We start from the raw sequence: 18,482 nt of genomic DNA on the forward strand, positions 1-18,482 counted from the left end.
CCCAATTTTGCCCGTCCGGCCGTTGCCGGGCGCGGCGACGGAAGTTTCCGACTACCATGAATACCGCCGAAATCCGCCGCAAGTACCTGGAATTCTTTGCGAGCAAGGGCCACCAGATCGTGGCCTCCTCGTCCCTGGTTCCCCATGAGGACCCGACCCTGCTGTTCACCAACGCGGGGATGAACCAGTTCAAGGACGTCTTCCTCGGCTTCGACAAGCGCCCCTATACCCGGGCCACCACGGCGCAGAAATGCGTGCGCGCCGGCGGCAAGCACAACGATCTAGAGAACGTCGGCTACACCGCCCGGCACCACACCTTCTTCGAGATGCTGGGCAACTTTTCCTTCGGCGACTACTTCAAGCGCGACGCCATCAGCTACGCCTGGGAACTGCTCACCCAGGTGTTCAAGCTGCCCACCGAGAAGCTGTGGGTGACGGTGTACGCCGAGGACGACGAAGCCTACGACATCTGGACCAAGGAAGTGGGCGTGCCGGCCGAGCGGGTGATCCGCATCGGCGACAACAAGGGCGCCCGCTACGCCTCCGACAACTTCTGGATGATGGGCGATACCGGCCCCTGCGGCCCCTGCACCGAGATCTTCTACGACCACGGCGAGCACATCTGGGGCGGCCCCCCGGGAAGCCCGGAGGAAGACGGCGACCGCTACATCGAGATCTGGAACAACGTCTTCATGCAGTACAACCGGGACGAAGCCGGCGTCATGCACAAGCTGCCCAAGCCCTCGGTAGACACCGGCATGGGCCTGGAGCGCATCTCCGCCGTGCTCCAGGGCGTGCATAGCAACTACGAGATCGACCTGTTCCAGAAGCTGATCGCCGCCGCCGCCCGGGAAACCTCCGGCGCCGACCTGGACAGCCCGTCCCTCAAGGTGCTGGCCGACCACATCCGCGCCTGTTCCTTCCTCGTCTCCGACGGCGTCATCCCGGGCAACGAGGGCCGCGGCTACGTCCTGCGCCGCATCATCCGCCGCGCCATCCGCCACGGCTACAAGCTGGGCGCCCGGGCCGCCTTCTTCCACAAGATGGTGCCGGACCTGGTGGCCGAGATGGGCGAAGCCTACCCGGACCTGAAGGCTAACCAGGCCCGCGTCATGGAGGTGCTCAAGCAGGAAGAGGAGCGCTTCTTCACCACCATCGAGCACGGCATGGCCATTCTGGAGGCCGACCTGGCCGCCATGGACGCCGCCGGCACCAAGGTGTTCGACGGCGAGACCGCCTTCAAGCTGCACGACACCTACGGCTTCCCCCTGGACCTGACCGCCGACGTCTGCCGCGAGCGCGGCGTGACCGTGGACGAGGCCGCCTTCGACGCCGCCATGACCCGGCAGAAGGAGCAGGCCCGGGCCGCCGGCAAGTTCAAGATGGCCGCCAACCTGGAATACGAAGGCGCCCCCACCACCTTCCACGGCTACGACAGCCTGGAAGCCAAGGGCACCGTGCTGGCCCTGTACAAGGACGGCGCCCCGGTCGGCGAACTGTACGAGGGCGACCTGGGTGTGGTGGTGCTCGACCACACCCCGTTCTACGCCGAGTCTGGCGGCCAGGTGGGCGACCGGGGCGAGATCAAGGGCGCCGGCCTGTTCGCCGTGGAAGACACCCAGAAGATCCAGGCCACCGTGTTCGGCCACCACGGCGTGGTCACCACCGGCACCCTCAAGGTCGGCGATGCCGTCACCGCCCGGGTCGATACCGTGGCCCGCGCCCGCACCGTGCGCAACCACTCCGCCACCCACCTGATGCACAAGGCCCTGCGCGAAGTGCTGGGCGACCACGTGCAGCAGAAGGGTTCCCAGGTCGATCCGGACAAGACCCGCTTCGACTTCGTGCACAACGCGCCGATGACCGCCGAGGAAATCCGTCGCGTCGAAGCCATCGTCAACGCCGAGATCCTGGCCAACGCCGCCACCGACGCCTCGGTGATGGCCATCGAGGACGCCCAGAAGACCGGCGCCATGATGCTCTTCGGCGAGAAGTACGGCGACGAGGTGCGGGTGCTGACCATCGGCTCCTCCAAGGAACTGTGCGGTGGCACCCACGTTACCCGCACCGGCGACATCGGCCTGTTCAAGATCGTCTCCGAATCCGGCGTGGCTGCTGGGGTGCGCCGCGTCGAAGCCGTCACCGGCGACAACGCCCTGGCCCTGGTGCAGCAGCAGCAGGCCCTCATCAGCGAAGCCGCCGGCGCCTTCAAGGCCCCCGCTTCTGAACTGCCGGCCAAGATCGCCCAGGTACTCGACAACGTTAAGGCCCTGGAAAAGGAACTGGCCAAGCTCAAGTCCAAGCTCGCTTCCAGCCAGGGCGACGATCTGGCGGACCAGGCGGCCGATGTCAAGGGTGCCAAGGTGCTGGCCGCCACCCTGGACGGGGCCGACGTCACCGCCCTGCGCGAGACCATGGACAAGCTCAAGGACAAGCTCAAGTCCGCCGCCATCGTCCTGGCCTCCGTGGCCGACGGCAAGGTCACCCTGATCGCCGGCGTCACCGCCGACCTCACCGGCAAGGTCAAGGCCGGTGAGCTGGTCAATCAGGTGGCCCAGCAGGTGGGCGGCAAGGGCGGCGGCCGGCCGGACATGGCCCAGGCCGGCGGCACCCAGCCGGAAAACCTGCCGGCGGCCCTGGCTTCCGTGGCCGCCTGGGTCGAAGGCAAGCTGTGATGCGCCTTTCCAAGGTCCTTGCCCTGGGCGCCGCGCTGGTCGCGGCGTTCTCGGCCCATGCCGCGGAAAGCGGCGCCAGTGCTAGTGCTCCGGCCAAGGCCCTGGACCGAACCCCCATCGAGGCCACCACCGCCGCCGGCGACCCGGTGCGCCTGCTGCCCAACGGCCGCTGGGAATACGTGGATGCGGACAAGGCCAAGGTCGCCAAGACGGTGGCCGACCAGTTCCCGGAAAACCACACCCGGCCGGTGGCGGCCCAGGGCGGCGTGTTCGGCGTCGGCCGCACCATCATGCCCGGCGATCCGGACTACAACCGGGGCAGCCTGGGGCGCAAGTAAGCCAGTAAGGAAGTCATGAAAAACCGGCCTTCAAGGCCGGTTTTTCATGACGGGGACCGCCCGGGCGCGGGCGGGGCGGCCCAGGCGCTGGCCCAGCAGGCCAAATAACTCGAACAGGTGCGGGCCGATGCCGAGGATGACCAGCCGGCGCCGTTCGACCCGGGCGTGGTGGAGCAGCAGGAGCAGGAACTGGACGCCGGCGGGGTCGATGGGCTCGACCTGGCGCAAGTCCAGCTCAACGTTGGCGGCCGAGCACAGCGTGTGGAGCCGCAGCCGGTCGATCCTGGAGTTGCTGTGAAACTCCCCATGGCACGTCAGCCGGGTCACACCGCCTTCGCTTTCCGAGGTTTGGTAGAAGATGACCATGATGCTCTCTTTTTCGGGGGCCACTCCGATCCGGGTGGCTGCACACCCATTACAGCCAAAGTGCGCATCCCTCGCCGTCGGCGATGGCTGAATGTCGACGGTGCGGCGGCTGATCTTGTCGTCGGGAAGCGCTTACACGGGCTGTGCGGAAACGTCCGAGGGCGCGTGGCCTTCGGCGTATCGCCCGATGCGCGGGGGGCAGTGGGCCAAGATGAACGGGTACGCCAGCCGGGGTGGCTGCCGAACGGTCGCTTCGGCTTTATCGGGTCAGGGGTGGCCCATGGTGTAGCGAGGTGGCGGCGGGCGTGCGGCAAGAAGGCCACCCCCTGGCCGTGGTGTGTGCGGCGCGTTGCTCAAGCATGGTGGCGGCGCTTGCGCCGAGGCCCTATGCTGTGGCCTTTCGTCTTCGCTCCCGCCGCGCCATGTCCCAGCCTGCCGCCAATCCTTCCCTGCCGCTTGCCGTTCTCGATCCCCTGCACCGCTATTGCCCGCGCTGTCGGGCGCCCCTGGCCAGCGCCGAGATCGGCGGTCACGAGCGGGCGGTATGCACCGCCTGCGACTATGTGTTCTGGGGCAACCCGGTGCCGGTGGTGGCGGCCCTGGTGGAGTGGCAGGGGCAGATCGTCCTGGCGCGCAACCAGGCCTGGCCCGAGGGCAAATTCGGCCTGATCACCGGCTTTCTCGAACGGGACGAAGCGCCCCACGACGCGGTGTGCCGGGAGGTGGCGGAAGAGTTGTCCTTGACCGCCACCGGGGCCGAACTGATCGGCCTCTACCCGTTTTCGCGCAAGAACGAACTGCTGATCGCCTATTACGTGCCGGCGGAGGGAGAGATCGCGCTCAACGAGGAACTGGCGGAAATCCGCCTGGTGCCGCCGAACCGTCTGCAACCTTGGGAATTCGGCACCGGCCTGGCGGTGGCCGACTGGCTGCGTCGCCGCACCGGCTGAGGGAAGAGAGCGCGGGGAAGGGCTGGCCGCGACAGGCCGGGACTCAACCTGCCGGCAGGCGGCGTTCTTCCTCGTCCCCGGCGGGGAATAGATTGAGCAGGCCGCCCCGGGCCTCGTCTTCCTGGCGGGCCTCGCGGATCACCGCGGTGGCCAGGCGGGCGGCGATGGCCACGTATTCCCGGCATTGGGCATGGCCACCGTCCTGGGCCCAGGCGTGGCGGCCGGCGGGGGTGGAAAGGTCGAAGCCGTTCAGTTCGCTGCACCGGCACCCGCCGCAGGCGCTGGTGAATTCCCGGGTGAGGCGTTGCACTGCGTGGAAGTTGGCGGAAACCGATTCGCTGGGCAGGTCCCGGCCGCAGGCCAGGTTGACGGCCAGCACGCCGCCGGACAAGGCGCCGCAAGTATTCCAGGTCTGGGCCATGCCGGTGCAGAAGCCGGTGGCCAGCCGGGCCAGCCCCGGCTCGTCCAGCCCGGTGGCCCGGGCAGTGGCGAGCAGCACGCTCTCGGCGCAGAAATAGCCGGCGTCGAACAGGGCGGTGGCCTCACCGGCGGGGGAGATGCCCTCGGGCTGGAGCAGGGGCTGGTGCAGCACCACCGCGTCGTCGTCGTGCAGGCCGTATTCGCTCAGGGCTTGGTTCAGTACCGGATGCAGGGCGGGGTGGCCGGCTTCCGGGGCCACGTTGAAGCCCAGGGCTTGGAAGTAGGAGCTGCCGGCGCTGGCGGTGGCGTAGAGATGGCTGAGGCGGCGTCGGCCGGCTTCGTCGAGCAGGCGCTGGTAGAGCTTGCGCGCCAGACGCTGCTTGCGAAAGCCCGGGCGCACGGCCAAGCCGTAGATCCAGCCGTGGTGCGGGTCCAGGGGGCGGAAACAGGCGGCGGCGGCGATATGGGCGCCGTGGGTGGCGACCAGCAGCAGATCGTCGGCCCGGGGCGGGACGCGGGCGGCCAGGCTGCAGCAAAGGTCGAAGAGGGCGGCGATGGACGCGGCCTCATCCTCCCGGGCAGGGCGAAGCTCCCACATGATGGTCTCCTCGTTCTTGCCTCCCCGATCTCCGCCGGCAGGGGCGGAGGCGACGGCCGGTCTGCGCCGGCGCGTGGGGGAGTTATACCGTGGCCGGCAGGCTACGGCAAGGGCAGGGGAGGAGGGGCCGGGCGGCCGGACCGTCGCAACGGCCGGCGGCGCCTGGGGCGCCCTAGACTTCCTGGGCCAGGCTGTTGGCCCAGCCCAGGGCTTCGGCCAGGCAGGCGTTGAGCACGGTCAGGGGCAGGCCGGCGACGTGGGCCAGGGCCTCGGGTTCGGGCGGGGTTTCCCGGCCGGCGCTGCGCTCCATGGCTTCGGCCAGGCCGAGCAGGCGGCCCAGGTCGCCCTTGCCTTCGAGCAGGGCCTGGCGCACGTCCGGGGCCAGGGGCAAGGGGGCGATCAGCTCGTCCATGGGCATACCCAGGGCGGCCGGCAGCAGGGACAGGATGCCGGTCATGAAGGCCCGGTCGGCGGCGTCGCGCAGGCGCGGGGCGAGGCGCAGCTGGATCAGTTCGAGCAGGCGCCCCCGGGTGGCGGCGGTGAGCAGCAGGGGCGAGGGCGGGGCGTCGGGCCCGCCGTGCTGGCAGTAGAGCAGCAGTTGCAGCCAGCGCAGCAGCTTGTGCCGGCCCATCAGGGTGATGGCGTGGCGCACCGAACCGACCCGCACCGCCAGCCCGCTGGCCACCGAGTTCACCAGGCGCAGCAGGTTGAGGGTGAGGCCGGGTTCCTGCTTGAAGGTGGTTTCCAGGGCCGCGGTTTCGGCGTCTTCCATGAGCAGGCCGATCAGCTTGACCAGGGCCAGGGTGGAGCGCTCCAGCTTCTTGCCGGCGATCAGGGTGGGGCGGGCGAAGTAGTAGCCCTGAAACAGGGTGAAGCCCAGGTCCAGGCAATGCTCGAACTGCTCCACATCCTCGATTTTTTCCGCCAGCAGTTCCCGGCCCAGGGGCTTGAGGTGGCAGAACAGGACGAACAGTTCCCGGTTGTTGAGCTGCTGGTGGTCCACCTTGAGGATGTCCACCTCCTTGAGCAGGGGCAGCCGTTCCGGGTCCAGGCTGGCCACGTTGCCGGCGGCCAGGGTGAAGCCCTTGGCCTTGAGGGCGCGGCAGCGGGCGATCAGGTCGGCGTCGGGCAGGGCGTCGGCGGGCAGCTCCAGCACCACCTTGGGGCCGGGCAGGAACTCCAGGGGTTCCTGCATCAGGAAATCCGCCGCCACGTTGATGTAGGCCTTGTAGGGCCCCACCACGTCGCCCAGGCTCAGTTCGCCGAAGGCGTTGGCCAGCACCGTGGCGGTGGCCTGGCCGCCATCGTCGAAGGTGGCCTGGTTAGTCTCGCTGGTACGGAACAGCAGCTCGTAGGCCTGGACCTGCTGGTTCCGGTCCAGGATCGGCTGGCGGGCGAGATAGAACGAGTGGGTGCTCATGGGCGGCGTGGGGTGGTCGGGCGGCGTTGCGCGAGTGTAACCCTCAAAAGGGCAGAACCAGGCCGGGCCATGCGGCGGCGAGGGCGGCGCGGAACTCGTCCTGGATGCGCGCCAGGGCGGCCGGAGTGTCGGCCTCGAAGCGCAGCACCACCACAGGGGTGGTGTTGGAGGCCCGGGCCAGGCCGAAGCCGTCGGCGTATTCGACCCGCACCCCGTCGATGCCCACCACCTCGCGGGCGGCCGGAAAGACCGCGCCGGCCTGGAGCTTTTCCACCAGGGCGAAGGGCTCGCCTTCGGCCATCTTGATGTTCAGTTCCGGGGTGGCGGTGCTGTTGGGCAGGGCCTTGAGCACGGCGTTGGCGTCCGGGCTGCGGGAGACGATCTCGAGCAGCCGGGCGCCGGCGTAGAGGCCGTCGTCGAAGCCGTACCAGCGCTCCTTGAAGAAGATGTGGCCGCTCATCTCGCCGGCCAGGGGGGCACCGGTCTCCTTGAGCTTGGCCTTGACCAGGGCGTGGCCGGTCTTCCACATCAGGGGGCGGCCGCCCTTGGCGCGGATGTGGTCGGCGAGCAGGCGCGAGCACTTCACGTCGTAGATGATCTCGCCGCCCGGCACCCGGGCCAGCACGTCCTCGGCGAACAGCATCATCTGCCGGTCGGCGAAGATCACCTCGCCGTCCTTGGTCACCACGCCGAGGCGGTCGCCGTCGCCGTCGAAGGCCAGGCCGATCTCGGCGTCGGTGTCGCGCAGGGCGCGCTTCACGTCTTCCAGATTCTCCGGCTTGGACGGGTCCGGATGGTGGTTGGGGAAGGTGCCGTCCACCTCGCAGAAGAGCGGCACGATCTGGCAGCCCAGGCCGGTGAACAGCTCGGGGGCCACCGCGCCGGCCACGCCGTTGCCGCAATCGACCACCACCTTCATCGGCCGGGCCAGCTTCACGTCGCCGAGGATGCGCGCCAGGTAGGCGGGCAGCACGTTCTCGGTGCGGAAGGGGCCGGGGGCGACAGCGTTGGCGACGCGGCGGTCCACCAGGCGCTGGCGCAGGGCCTGGATGGCGTCGGTGGCCAGGGTCTCGCCGGCGATCACCATCTTCAGGCCGTTGTACTCGGGCGGGTTGTGGGAGCCGGTGATCGACACGCAGGAACCGCAGCCCAGGTGCTGGGCGGCGAAATAGGTGACCGGGGTGGGCACGCAGCCCACGTCCACCACGCCGGCGCCCGTGCTGCGGATGCCGTCGGCCAGGGCGGCGGCGAATTCCGGGCCGGACAGGCGGCCGTCGCGGCCGATGGCGATAGTCGCCCCGGGGCCGGATTTCTCCAGGGCCAACGTGCCCAGGCCCTGGCCGATGGCGCGGACGATGGCCGGGGTGAGGGTCGTGCCGACGATGCCGCGGATGTCGTAGGCCTTGAAGATTTCGGGGGGCAGGGCGGTGGTGGTCATGTCGGTCATGGCGATTGTCGTGATTCTTGCGGTCAGGATTGGTGTTCGTCGAAGAAGTGCAGCAGGCGCCGGGGCAGCCAGTCCAGGCGCCCCGGCGGGGACCCGGTGACGAAGCCGACGTGGCCGCCTTCGGCCGGTTGTTCCAAGCGCACGGCGGCGGACACCTGGTGGCGGCTGGGCAGGGCGGCGGCGGGCAGGAAGGGGTCGTTCGCCGGGTTGATGAGCAGGGTCGGCAGCCGGACCCGGTCGAGCAGGGGTTTGGCCGAGGCCCGGGTCCAGTAGTCGAGGGCGCCCTGGAAACCGTGCAGGGGTGCGGTCACCACCTCGTCGAAATCGTACAGGTTGCGCGCCTGGCGCACCTTGCCCGGGTCGAACAGCCCCGGGTGGCGCTTCAGCTTGGCCAGGGCGCTTGCCTTGAGGGTGCCGAGGAAGTGGCGGGTGTAGACCAAATTGAAGCCCCGGCCCAGGTTGAAGCCGGCGGCGGCCAGGTCCAGGGGCGGGCAGATGCTGGCGGCGCAGCGGATCAGGCGGCCGGCGGCCTCTTCCTGCTCGCCGAGCCACTTGAGCAGGGCGTTGCCCCCTAGGGACACCCCTGCTACGTGCAGGGGGCGGCCGGGAAAGCGCTGCGCCAGGCGGGCGAGGACCCAGCCGATCTCGGCGGAGTCGCCGGAATGGTAGGCCCGGGGCAGCCGGTTGGCCTCTCCCGAGCAGCCGCGGAAGTGGGGCACCACGAAGCCCCAGCCCCGGGCCTGGCAGGCCAGGGCGAGGGAGACGGCGTAATGGCTGCGGGAGCTGCCTTCCAGGCCGTGGAAGAGGATGACCAGCGGGGCCGTAGGCGCCGGTTCGGCGGCGTTCGCGGCGCTATCCGTGCTGCCGGTAGCGGCGTCGAGGAAGTCGGCGTCGATGAAATCCCCGTCCGGGGTGTCCCAGCGCTCGCGCCGGTAGGCCGGCGGCGCGGGCTTGATGAGCAGGGGCCAGAGCGTCTGGGCGTGGCCGCCGGGCAGCCAGCGCGGCGCCCGGTATGGCGGTACGGCGGTGCGGTCGCCGTCGGTCAATGGAGCACCCGGGGGGTGTCCGTGGCGCCCGGGGTGTCGTCCGTGTCCGGGCCCAGGCCGGCGTGGTGGGCCACCAGGCGCCAACCGTCGGCGCCGCGCACGAACACGTTGGTGGCGAAGACCGGCTCCTGGGCGTTGGGGTCGTCGGCCAGGGTGGGGACCTCGACCACGTTATGCACCGCCATCAGGCCGCTCTGCCAACGGGCCCGCTGGGCGATGCGCAGGCGGAAGCGGGGGCCGTCGAAGATTGCCTGCCAGGCACTGCGCACCGCCGCCAGACCGACCAGGCGCGGCCCGCCGGGGTGGATGCAGACGATTTCCTCGTCCTCGCACCACACCGCCATCAGGGCCTCCAGGTCGCCCCGCTCAATGGCGTCGTAGAAGGCGGCCTCGGCATCTTCCGGGGTGGGGAAGTGGGCGCGGGGGCGGTGGCGGGTCTGCTCGCTCATGGGGTGCCTCCGGTCATGGGGACGATGGAAATGGTGTGGGCGCCGGGGTGGGGATCGGTCAGCCCGGCGGGCAGGGCCTGCCACACCTGCTCGGGCAGGAGCTTGTTGAGGCAGTCCAGGTGGCCCAGGGGGCATTCGCGCTTGTAGCACGGACTGCATGACAGTTTGAGGGACACCACCGTGGCCCGGTCCGACAGCGGCGGGGTGAAGCCGGGGGAGGACGAACCGTACACCGCCACCAGGGGGCGGTCCAGGGCGGCGGCCACGTGCATCAGGCCCGAATCGTTGCACACCACCGCGTCGGCCAGGGCCAGCAGGTCGATGGCCGCGTCCAGGGCGGTGGCGCCGCACAGGTTGCGGCAGGCCTCGGTGGCAAGGCCGGCCAGGGCGACGATTTCCTCGCCGATGGCCTTGTCCTTGGGGGAGCCGAGAATCCACACCGCCACGCCGGCGTGGTGCAGCCAGCGGGCCAGTTCGGCGAAGTGCACCGCCGGCCAGCGCTTGGCCGGGCCGTACTCGGCGCCGGGGCAGAAGGCCACCAGCTTTTCCGGGCGCTTTACGCCCAGCTGGGCCAGGGTGCGGGCCTGGTCTTCCGGGGAGGAGGCCAGGCGCGGCCGGGGCAGGGGCTCGGCCGGCAGGTGGCCGGCGCGTTCGGCCAGCTGGGCGAAGCGGGCCACCATCAGGGGCGTCCTCTGCTTGTCTAGCCGGTGCCGGACGTTGACCAGGCCGTAGCGGGATTCGCCGGTGAAGCCGACCCGGTGCGGGATGCGGGCGAAGAACGGTACCAGGGCCGACTTGAGGGAGTTGGGCAGTATCCACACCGCGTCGTAGCCGGCGGCGCGCAATTCCCGCCCCTGGGCCAGGCGGCCCTTGAGGTTGAGGACGCCGTGGGCGAAGGGGTTGGGCAGTACGGCGTGGATTTCCGGCATGCGCGCCAGCACCGGGGCCACCCAGGAGGGCGCCATGGCGTCCAGCACCAGCCCGGGGTGGCGCTCATGCAGGCGCATGAACAGGGGCTGGGCCATGACCGCGTCGCCGACCCAGCTGGGGGCGACGATCAGGCCGCGGCGGGGCGCGAAGTGAGCGGACATCGGGGCGGGGGGCGGGAGATCGGGCGTGGATGGAACGACGGGAAGCGCAGAGAAAGGTCCCCGGGCTTCCCGTCGTTGTTCAGCGGCGCGGCGCAGGCGTCAGTGATGACCCTTGGGCAGCTCGCCGGTGAGGACGTAGTGGGCGCTGCAATAGGGGCAGGTCACTTCGCCGGTCTTGGTCACATCGAGAAACACCCGGGGATGCCGCGCCCACAGCGGAGCGCCGGGCTGGGGGCAGTGCAGCGGCAGGTCGCCGGCGGTGATTTCGATGGTGCGGCTTTCGGGGGCCTGGACGTCTTTCGCCTCGCTCATGGCGTGCCTCGTGAAATGAAAGGGTGAGGTGGGAAGGTGGCCGGGTCAGCTCAGCACACCGTCAGCCATTCGGCGTGCTTGACCGAGCGGCCCTGCACCACGTCGAAGAACTGGGCTTGCAGCTTGGCGGTGATCGGGCCGCGCTTGCCCTCGCCGATCTGACGGCCGTCGAGTTCGCGGATCGGGGTCACTTCGGCGGCGGTGCCGGTGAAGAAGGCCTCGTCGGCGCAATACACCTCGTCGCGGGTGATGCGCTTTTCGATCACCTGGAGGGCGTTTTCCTCGGCCAGCTGGATCACCGTGGCGCGGGTGATGCCTTCCAGGCAGGAGGTCAGGTCCGGGGTGTACAGCTTGCCGTTCTTGACGATGAAGATGTTCTCGCCGGAGCCTTCGGCCACGTAGCCGTCCACGTCGAGCAGCAGGGCCTCGTCGTAGCCGTCGTTGGCGGCTTCCTGGTGGGAGAGAATGGAGTTGGCGTAGGTGGACACCGACTTCGCCCGGCACATGTTGATGTTGACGTGGTGGCGGGTGAAGGACGAGGTCTTGACGCGGATGCCGCGCTCCATGCCGTCGGCGCCCAGGTAGGCGCCCCACGGCCAGGCGGCGATGGCGACGTGCACCGACAGGGTCTTGGCGGCGATGCCCATGGCTTCGGAACCGTAGAAGACGATCGGGCGGATGTAGCAGGAATCGAGCTTGTTGGCCCGCACCACCTCGCGCTGGGCGTCCATGATGGTCGCTTTGTCGTAGGGCATCTTCATCTGGAAGATGTGGGCGGAACCGAACAGGCGGTCGGTGTGTTCCTTGAGGCGGAAGATGGCCGCGCCCTTGTCGGTGGCGTAGGCGCGCACCCCTTCGAAACAGCCCATGCCGTAGTGCAGGGTGTGGGTCAGGACGTGGGTGGTGGCATCGCGCCAGGGCACCAGCTTGCCGTCGTACCAGATGAATCCGTCGCGATCCGCCATCGACATGGTGTGTTCTCCGTTACCGCTTGAAAAATACGAAAGCGAAAATTGTAACGGAAAACCCCCGCCCCCGGCCATGCTGCGCTGCCGCGAACGGGGCGGCGAAGGGTAAAATCCCGGCTTTCGATCGAACAACGACGCGAGCAACGACGATGAACGCGAGGATCTGGAAGCCCAACGTGACGGTGGCCGCCGTGGTGGAGCGGGACGGCCGCTTCCTGCTGGTGGAAGAGGAAACCGACCAGGGGCTGCGCTTCAACCAGCCGGCCGGGCACCTGGACGAGGGTGAATCCCTGGTCAACGCCTGCATCCGCGAGGCCCTGGAAGAGACCGCCCACCACGTGCGCCCCACCGCCCTGGTGGGGGTGTACCAGTGGCCGCGGCCGGCCCGGGACATCACCTACCTGCGCTTCGCCTTCGCCTGCGAAGTCACCGGCGAGGAAATCGGCCGGGCCCTGGATACGGGCATCGTCGCCGCGCGCTGGCTGACCATCGACGACGTGCGCGCCACCCGGGAACGGCACCGCAGCCCCCTGATCCTCCAGTGCATCGAGGATTACCTGGCCGGGCGGCGCTTCCCCCTGGACCTGATCCGGCACTACGACTGACCGGCCCATGCCCGCGCTGCGCCTGCCGCGTCCTCTGTCTGCGCTGCTTGCGCTGTTTGTGCGTTTCCGCCCGGGGCGAACCCCGGGCCGGGGGCGGCAAGGGGGGCAAAGCTCCGGCTGGAGCGTGGCGCTGCTCCTGTGCCTGGCGCCCCTCACCGGCTGGTGCGGCGAGACGGTGGACATCTGCTACAACTGGAGCTGCGCCAACGAGGCCCCGGTGTCGTTTACCGACCCGGTCCTGGCGGGAGTGGCCCTGCTGCTGCGGGATGCCACCAGCGCCGCCGACGAGCGGGAGCGCATCGCCCTGGCGGTGGGGCGCCTGTACGCCGAGGCGGCCCGGCAGAGCCCGATCGGCGCCGACCGGCCGGGCAACGGCGCCGACGCCGAGAGCGACGGGCGCATGGACTGCATCGACCATTCCACCTCCACCACCCGCCTGCTGCGGATGATGGAGGCCCGGGGCTGGCTGCGCTGGCATAAGGTGCTGGAACCGGCGCGGCGCGCGCCCTTCCTGGTCAACCAGCACTACGCCGCCCTGCTCGAAGAAACCGACGGCCCGCCGCCCGCGGCGTTGGCCCCGGCCCCGCCCCGGCGCGCCCCGGCGGTGCCCGATTACATTCCGGCGATGCTGGCCCTGTGCGACTGCCAGGCCGTGCTTGCCGACCTGCCGGCGCCACCGCCGCCCCCGGTGCAGCCCGAGCGCCATCCCGGAGGGCGTTACGTGGTGGATAGCTGGTTTGTTTTACCCGGGGCGGCGCCGCTGGTGCTGCCTCTTGCGAATTGGTTGAAGGGAGAAGGACCCGATGTCGACTGAAACTGTGGTGGTGGGCCTGTCCGGCGGCGTGGACTCGTCGGTGGCGGCCCTGCTGCTCAAGCGCCAGGGCTACAAGGTGGTGGGCCTGTTCATGAAGAACTGGGAGGACGACGACACCGAGGAATACTGCTCGTCCCGCCAGGACCTGATCGACGTGATGAGCGTGGCCGACGTGATCGGCATCGACGTCGAGGTGGTCAACTTCGCCGCCGAGTACAAGGATCGGGTGTTTGCCGAATTCCTGCGCGAGTACCAGGCCGGCCGCACCCCCAACCCGGACGTGCTGTGCAACGCCGAAATCAAGTTCAAGGCCTTCCTCGACCATGCCATGACCCTGGGCGCCGACAAGATCGCCACCGGCCACTACGCCGGGGTGCGCGAGTTCCAGGGCAAGTTCCAGCTGCTCAAGGCCGAGGACGGCACCAAGGACCAGAGCTACTTCCTGCACCGCCTCAACCAGGCCCAGCTGGCCAAGACCCTGTTCCCCCTGGCCGACCACTACAAGCGCGACGTGCGCAAGATCGCCGAGGAGGCGGGGCTGCACGTGGCCACCAAGAAGGACTCCACCGGCATCTGCTTCATTGGCGAGCGACCCTTCAACGAATTCCTGAGCCGCTACCTGCCGCGCCAGCCGGGGGAAATCCGGGTGCTGGACGACGACCGGGTGATCGGCGAGCACGAGGGCCTGATGTACCACACCCTGGGTCAGCGCAAGGGCCTCAAGATCGGCGGCCAGAAGGGCGGTGGCGGCGACCACGACGCCTGGTTCGTGGCCAAAAAGGACATGGCGCGCAACATCCTCTACGTGGTCCAGGGGCACGACCACCCGGCCCTGGTGACCGACACCCTGGTGGCCGGCGACCTGTCCTGGGTGGCCGGCGAGGCGCCCAGGACCCACTGGGTGTACACCGCCAAGCCGCGCTACCGCACCCCGGATGCGCCCTGCGAGATCGACAGCTTCGATGCGGCCGCCGGCACCGCCACCCTCAAGTTCGCCGAACCCCAGTGGGCGGTGACCCCGGGCCAGTCGGTGGTGGTGTACGAAAGCCGGGTCTGCCTGGGCGGCGGCATCATCCAGTAAGCGCTTTGCCACGGGGGGGCGCCCTCTCGATTCCCCAGTTGCGGCCGAACGCCGCCCGGATTTTCCGGGCGGCGTTTTGCTTGATGCGGCAGCAGAGGGGGCTTCCCTGCCGGCCGGCCTGTTTGGTTCGGACGAGTATCCGCGCTAGGGCCGTGGCATCGCACCGAAGGGCGGCAATGGCGGGAACGTCGGGGCCGGTTTTGCCTTAGGAGCGGCCGAGGTGCGGCAATGCCATCGTCAACGGCGATGGCACTTTTTGGCGCACCGCCAAACCCCGCGCCAGTCGCGGAGTTCCAGAGGGGGCGAAAAACAGCCATCGCGGTTGACGATGGCTGGGGCGGGCATGATGTGCCGAGCGGTCCATGGGATAGGGCGTGGGGAGGGTGCTGGCTCTGCCTGTCGCGGTCATCGCTGGGCTTGTCCTCGCACCCGGGAAATCCGCCGCAATTTGCCGCAGTTCACCCTGATTGGCTGGCATCGGCCGGAGCGCCTTGCCTTGCTCTGGTCAGGTTCATCGGCGGGCGTGAATATGCGATTCCTATGAAATAATCGCCACCCACGACAACGACAAAGGAGACGCCATGACCTTCGCCAAACCTTTCCTTCGAGGCTGTGCCCTGCTCGCTGGCCTGGCCTACGCCGCCCTGGGCCTGGCCCAGCAGGCCGCGCCGGAGCGCCTGCGCCTGGTGGGCCAGGAAACCGAATTCGTGGTCCAGACGGCCCAGGGCAAGATCGCCATCACCCGGGTGCTGACCCCCAGCGCCAAGGTCAAGGGCTGGCTGCAACCCCTGGTGCCGGTGCCCGGGGTGGTGCCGATCGGCGAGGTGGAACTGCTTGGCTTCTACAACGACCCGGAGGCGGTGCTGGTGGATATGCGCGAGCCGGAGTGGTACGTGAAGGCCACCATCCCCGGGGCAGTGAACATCCCCTACACCGAGGTGGCCACCCGCCTCGGCGAACTGGGGTGCGCCAAGGCCGGCAAGGGCTGGGACTGCGCCAAGGCCCGTAAGGTGGTGGCTTTCTGCAACGGGCCGATGTGCCCCCAGAGCCCGACGGCCATTGCCGCCATGGTGCGGGAGGGCTTTCCCGCCGGGCGCATCCACTACTACCGGGGCGGCATGCTCGATTGGGAGGCCCTGGGGCTGACCACGGTGGAAGGGGAGCTGTAAGCCGCACCCCCAGCTCCGGCCGGCAGCTTTCCGGTTATTTTCGGCATTGAATGAAAACGCCCCGCAGCGCTGCCGCTGCGGGGCGTTTTGTGTTGGGGCCTGCGGGCTTACATGTGGGCTTACATGTGGGCTTACATGTGGGCTTACATGTGGGCTTACATGCGGGCTTACATGCGGGCGATCATGGCCTCGCCGAACTCGGAGCAGGAAACCTCCTTGGCGCCGTCCATGAGGCGGGCAAAGTCGTAGGTCACCACCTTGTCGCCGATGGCCGCTTCCATGGACTTGATGATCAGGTCCGCCGCTTCCTTCCAGCCCAGGTGGCGCAGCATCATCTCGGCGGACAGGATCAGGGAGCCCGGGTTCACCTTGTCCAGGCCGGCGTACTTGGGGGCCGTGCCGTGGGTGGCCTCGAAGCAGGCGTACTGGTCGGAGATGTTGGCCCCCGGGGCGATGCCGATGCCGCCCACCTGGGCCGCCAGGGCGTCGGAGATGTAGTCGCCGTTGAGGTTGGTGGTGGCGATCACGTCGTATTCGGCCGGGCGCAGCAGGATCTGTTGTAGGAAGGCGTCGGCGATGGCGTCCTTGACGACGATGCCGTTGGGGAGTTTGAGCCACGGCCCGCCGTCGATCTCCACGCCGCCGAACTCGCGCTTGGCCAGGGCGTAGGCCGTGTCGCGGAAGTTGCCCTCCGTGAACTTCATGATGTTGCCCTTGTGCACGATGGTCACCGACTTGCGGCCGTTGTCGATGGCGTACTTGATGGCGGCGCGCACCAGGCGTTCGGTGCCTTCCACGGAGATGGGCTTGATGCCGATGCCGGAGGTTTCGGGGAAGCGGATCTTCTTCACCCCCATCTCCTCCTGGAGGAACTTGATCACCTTCCTCACCTGCTCGCTGCCGTTGGCCCACTCGATGCCGGCGTAGATGTCCTCGGTGTTCTCGCGGAAGATCACCATGTCGGTCAGTTCCGGCTGTTTCAGGGGCGAGGGCACGCCCTTGAAGTAGCGCACCGGGCGCACGCACTGGTACAGGTCCAGCTCCTGGCGCAGGGCCACGTTGAGGGAGCGGATGCCGCCGCCCACGGGCGTGGTCATGGGGCCCTTGATGGAGACCGAGTATTCCTTGAGGGCGTCGAAGGTCTCCTTGGGCAGCCACTGGTCGGAACCGTATAGCCGGGTGGATTTTTCGCCGGCATAGACCTCCATCCAGTGGATTTTCTTCCTGCCGCCGTAGGCCTTGGCCACCGCCGCGTCCACCACCCTGATCATCACCGGGGTGATGTCCACGCCGATGCCGTCGCCTTCGATGAAGGGAATGATCGGCTGGTCGGGGATCGGCTGGCCCGCAACGATCTTCTGGCCGCCTTGGGGAACCTTGATGTGAGAACTCATTTCCATCTCCTCGCGAGTAGAGGCTTTGTAATGGAATGCCAGGACATTGCGCTGAGATCCTGGCGGATGCGGCTCCGCACTCCGGGCGATGATTCGACGTTCCGACGTTCCGACGTTTTGACGCTCCGCCTTCTGCGTCTGCCCCGATTGCGAACCCGCATGCGCTTGCCGGCGGGGGCGTGCCCAGCGCCGGCTGCGAGGCATTATGGATGAAAAATCCGGGGCTTGGCGGCACCGCCATGCTGCGCCGCGGCGGGCGGCGGGCAAAGAAAAAGGCCCTGGCGGGCGGAGCCTGCCAGGGCCGGATGCTGCGCTGCGTGGTACTTAGATGGCGCTTAGGCCAGGGCGGCTTGCAGCGCGGCGTTGAAGGTGGCGCTGGGGCGCATCACCGCGTCGCGCTTGGCCGGGTCGGCCAGGTAGTAGCCGCCGATGTCCACCGGCTTGCCCTGGACGGCCTTGAACTCGCCGACGATCTTTTCCTCGTTCTCGGCCAGGGTCTTGGCCAGGGGGGCGAACTTGGCGGCCAGCTCCTTGTCCTCGGACTGGGCGGCCAAGGCCTGGGCCCAGTACAGGGACAGGTAGAACTGGCTGCCCCGGTTGTCCAACTCGCCGGTGCGGCGGGACGGGGACTTGTTCTCGTCCAGCAGCTTGCCGGTGGCTTCGTCCAGGGTCTTGGCCAGCAGCTTGGCGCGGGTGTTGCCGGTCTTGATGCCCAGGTCTTCCAGGGACACGGCCAGGGCCAGGAACTCGCCCAGGGAATCCCAGCGCAGGTGGTTTTCTTCCACCAGCTGCTGCACGTGCTTGGGGGCGGAGCCGCCGGCACCGGTTTCGTACATGCCGCCGCCGGCCATCAGGGGAACGATGGACAGCATCTTGGCCGAGGTGCCCAGTTCCATGATGGGGAACAGGTCGGTCAGGTAGTCGCGCAGGATGTTGCCGGTGACGGAGATGGTGTCCAGACCGCGGGCGACACGTTCCAGGGTGAAACGCATGGCGCGCACCTGGGACATGATGTGGATTTCCAGGCCGCTGGTGTCGTGATCCTTCAGGTAGGTTTCCACCTTCTTGATCAGCTCGGCTTCGTGGGGACGGTAGGGGTCCAGCCAGAAGACGGCGGGCATGCCGGAGTTGCGGGCGCGGGTGACGGCCAGCTTGACCCAGTCGCGGATGGGGGCGTCCTTCACCTGGCACATGCGCCAGATGTCGCCCTGTTCCACGTTCTGGGTCAGCAGCACTTCGCCGGTGGCCAGATCGACAATGTTGGCGACGCCGTCTTCGGCGATCTCGAAGGTCTTGTCGTGGGAGCCGTATTCCTCGGCCTTCTGGGCCATCAGGCCGA

Annotated in this window: 18 protein-coding genes; 7 read left to right on the forward strand and 11 right to left on the reverse strand. The window is 68.7% G+C overall.

Features of this window, described 5'->3' with window-relative positions:
- Positions 1 to 56: 56 nt before the first annotated feature.
- Both alaS and LWW89_RS14785 read left to right on the forward strand, forming a co-directional pair.
- Positions 57 to 2,675, forward strand: coding sequence for an alanine--tRNA ligase (gene alaS / locus LWW89_RS14780; protein ID WP_293265494.1), 2,619 nt, complete (start codon positions 57 to 59; stop codon positions 2,673 to 2,675).
- On the forward strand, positions 2,675 to 3,013 hold the full coding sequence (locus tag LWW89_RS14785) for a hypothetical protein (protein WP_293265496.1): 339 nt from the start codon (positions 2,675 to 2,677) through the stop codon (positions 3,011 to 3,013). The genes alaS and LWW89_RS14785 overlap by 1 nt, the downstream gene beginning before the upstream one ends.
- Positions 3,014 to 3,043: 30 nt before the next feature.
- On the opposite strand, the gene LWW89_RS14790 is transcribed toward LWW89_RS14785, so the two are convergent.
- A complete protein-coding gene (locus LWW89_RS14790; RefSeq protein ID WP_293265498.1) occupies positions 3,044 to 3,379 on the reverse strand; it encodes an STAS domain-containing protein in 336 nt (111 codons plus the stop codon).
- A 422-nt stretch (positions 3,380 to 3,801) separates the two neighbouring features.
- Between LWW89_RS14790 and LWW89_RS14795 the strand changes: the two genes are divergently transcribed.
- Entirely contained in the window at positions 3,802 to 4,329 is a 528-nt protein-coding gene (locus LWW89_RS14795; RefSeq protein ID WP_293265500.1) for an NUDIX domain-containing protein, read from the forward strand.
- Between the two features lie 43 nt (positions 4,330 to 4,372).
- On the opposite strand, the gene LWW89_RS14800 is transcribed toward LWW89_RS14795, so the two are convergent.
- The 8 genes from LWW89_RS14800 to LWW89_RS14835 form a co-directional block, all read right to left on the reverse strand.
- Complete coding sequence (locus LWW89_RS14800) at positions 4,373 to 5,347, reverse strand: C-GCAxxG-C-C family (seleno)protein (RefSeq protein ID WP_293265502.1); 975 nt, start codon at positions 5,345 to 5,347, stop codon at positions 4,373 to 4,375.
- Between the two features lie 172 nt (positions 5,348 to 5,519).
- The gene (locus tag LWW89_RS14805; protein ID WP_293265504.1) at positions 5,520 to 6,767 is read right to left on the reverse strand and encodes an EAL domain-containing protein; all 1,248 of its coding nucleotides are present in this window, start codon (positions 6,765 to 6,767) and stop codon (positions 5,520 to 5,522) included.
- A gap of 43 nt (positions 6,768 to 6,810) precedes the next feature.
- Positions 6,811 to 8,205 (reverse strand): phosphomannomutase/phosphoglucomutase, encoded by a 1,395-nt coding sequence (locus LWW89_RS14810; RefSeq protein ID WP_293265531.1) that lies wholly within the window; start codon positions 8,203 to 8,205, stop codon positions 6,811 to 6,813.
- A gap of 32 nt (positions 8,206 to 8,237) precedes the next feature.
- Positions 8,238 to 9,260 carry an alpha/beta fold hydrolase gene (locus LWW89_RS14815; protein WP_293265506.1) on the reverse strand — a complete coding sequence of 341 codons (1,023 nt, stop codon included), beginning with the start codon at positions 9,258 to 9,260 and terminating at the stop codon, positions 8,238 to 8,240.
- Positions 9,257 to 9,709 carry a nuclear transport factor 2 family protein gene (locus LWW89_RS14820; RefSeq protein WP_293265509.1) on the reverse strand — a complete coding sequence of 151 codons (453 nt, stop codon included), beginning with the start codon at positions 9,707 to 9,709 and terminating at the stop codon, positions 9,257 to 9,259. The genes LWW89_RS14815 and LWW89_RS14820 overlap by 4 nt, the downstream gene beginning before the upstream one ends.
- Entirely contained in the window at positions 9,706 to 10,800 is a 1,095-nt protein-coding gene (gene waaF / locus LWW89_RS14825) for a lipopolysaccharide heptosyltransferase II (protein ID WP_293265511.1), read from the reverse strand. The genes LWW89_RS14820 and waaF overlap by 4 nt, the downstream gene beginning before the upstream one ends.
- Positions 10,801 to 10,899: 99 nt before the next feature.
- The gene (locus LWW89_RS14830; protein WP_293265513.1) at positions 10,900 to 11,112 is read right to left on the reverse strand and encodes a zinc-finger domain-containing protein; all 213 of its coding nucleotides are present in this window, start codon (positions 11,110 to 11,112) and stop codon (positions 10,900 to 10,902) included.
- A 50-nt stretch (positions 11,113 to 11,162) separates the two neighbouring features.
- Positions 11,163 to 12,083 carry a branched-chain amino acid transaminase gene (locus LWW89_RS14835; protein WP_293265515.1) on the reverse strand — a complete coding sequence of 307 codons (921 nt, stop codon included), beginning with the start codon at positions 12,081 to 12,083 and terminating at the stop codon, positions 11,163 to 11,165.
- A 146-nt stretch (positions 12,084 to 12,229) separates the two neighbouring features.
- Here LWW89_RS14835 and LWW89_RS14840 point away from each other — a divergent pair, with 146 nt between their 5' ends.
- The 4 genes from LWW89_RS14840 to LWW89_RS14855 all read left to right on the forward strand — a co-directional run bounded on the left by LWW89_RS14840 (position 12,230) and on the right by LWW89_RS14855 (position 15,749).
- Entirely contained in the window at positions 12,230 to 12,685 is a 456-nt protein-coding gene (locus LWW89_RS14840) for an NUDIX hydrolase (protein WP_293265517.1), read from the forward strand.
- Positions 12,686 to 12,809: 124 nt separating this feature from the next.
- A complete protein-coding gene (locus LWW89_RS14845) occupies positions 12,810 to 13,499 on the forward strand; it encodes a hypothetical protein (protein WP_293265519.1) in 690 nt (229 codons plus the stop codon).
- The gene (mnmA, locus tag LWW89_RS14850; protein WP_293265521.1) at positions 13,489 to 14,580 is read left to right on the forward strand and encodes a tRNA 2-thiouridine(34) synthase MnmA; all 1,092 of its coding nucleotides are present in this window, start codon (positions 13,489 to 13,491) and stop codon (positions 14,578 to 14,580) included. The genes LWW89_RS14845 and mnmA overlap by 11 nt, the downstream gene beginning before the upstream one ends.
- A 581-nt stretch (positions 14,581 to 15,161) precedes the next feature.
- Positions 15,162 to 15,749, forward strand: coding sequence for a rhodanese-like domain-containing protein (locus LWW89_RS14855; RefSeq protein WP_293265523.1), 588 nt, complete (start codon positions 15,162 to 15,164; stop codon positions 15,747 to 15,749).
- Positions 15,750 to 15,916: 167 nt separating this feature from the next.
- On the opposite strand, the gene icd is transcribed toward LWW89_RS14855, so the two are convergent.
- Positions 15,917 to 17,143 carry an NADP-dependent isocitrate dehydrogenase gene (icd, locus tag LWW89_RS14860; RefSeq protein WP_293265525.1) on the reverse strand — a complete coding sequence of 409 codons (1,227 nt, stop codon included), beginning with the start codon at positions 17,141 to 17,143 and terminating at the stop codon, positions 15,917 to 15,919.
- 335 nt (positions 17,144 to 17,478) lie between these two features.
- Positions 17,479 to 18,482 (reverse strand): NADP-dependent isocitrate dehydrogenase (locus LWW89_RS14865; RefSeq protein WP_293265527.1); only part of this gene is annotated, 1,004 nt, incomplete at its 5' end.

Source organism: Oryzomicrobium sp. (assembly GCF_021287045.1).
Lineage (GTDB): Bacteria > Pseudomonadota > Gammaproteobacteria > Burkholderiales > Rhodocyclaceae > Oryzomicrobium.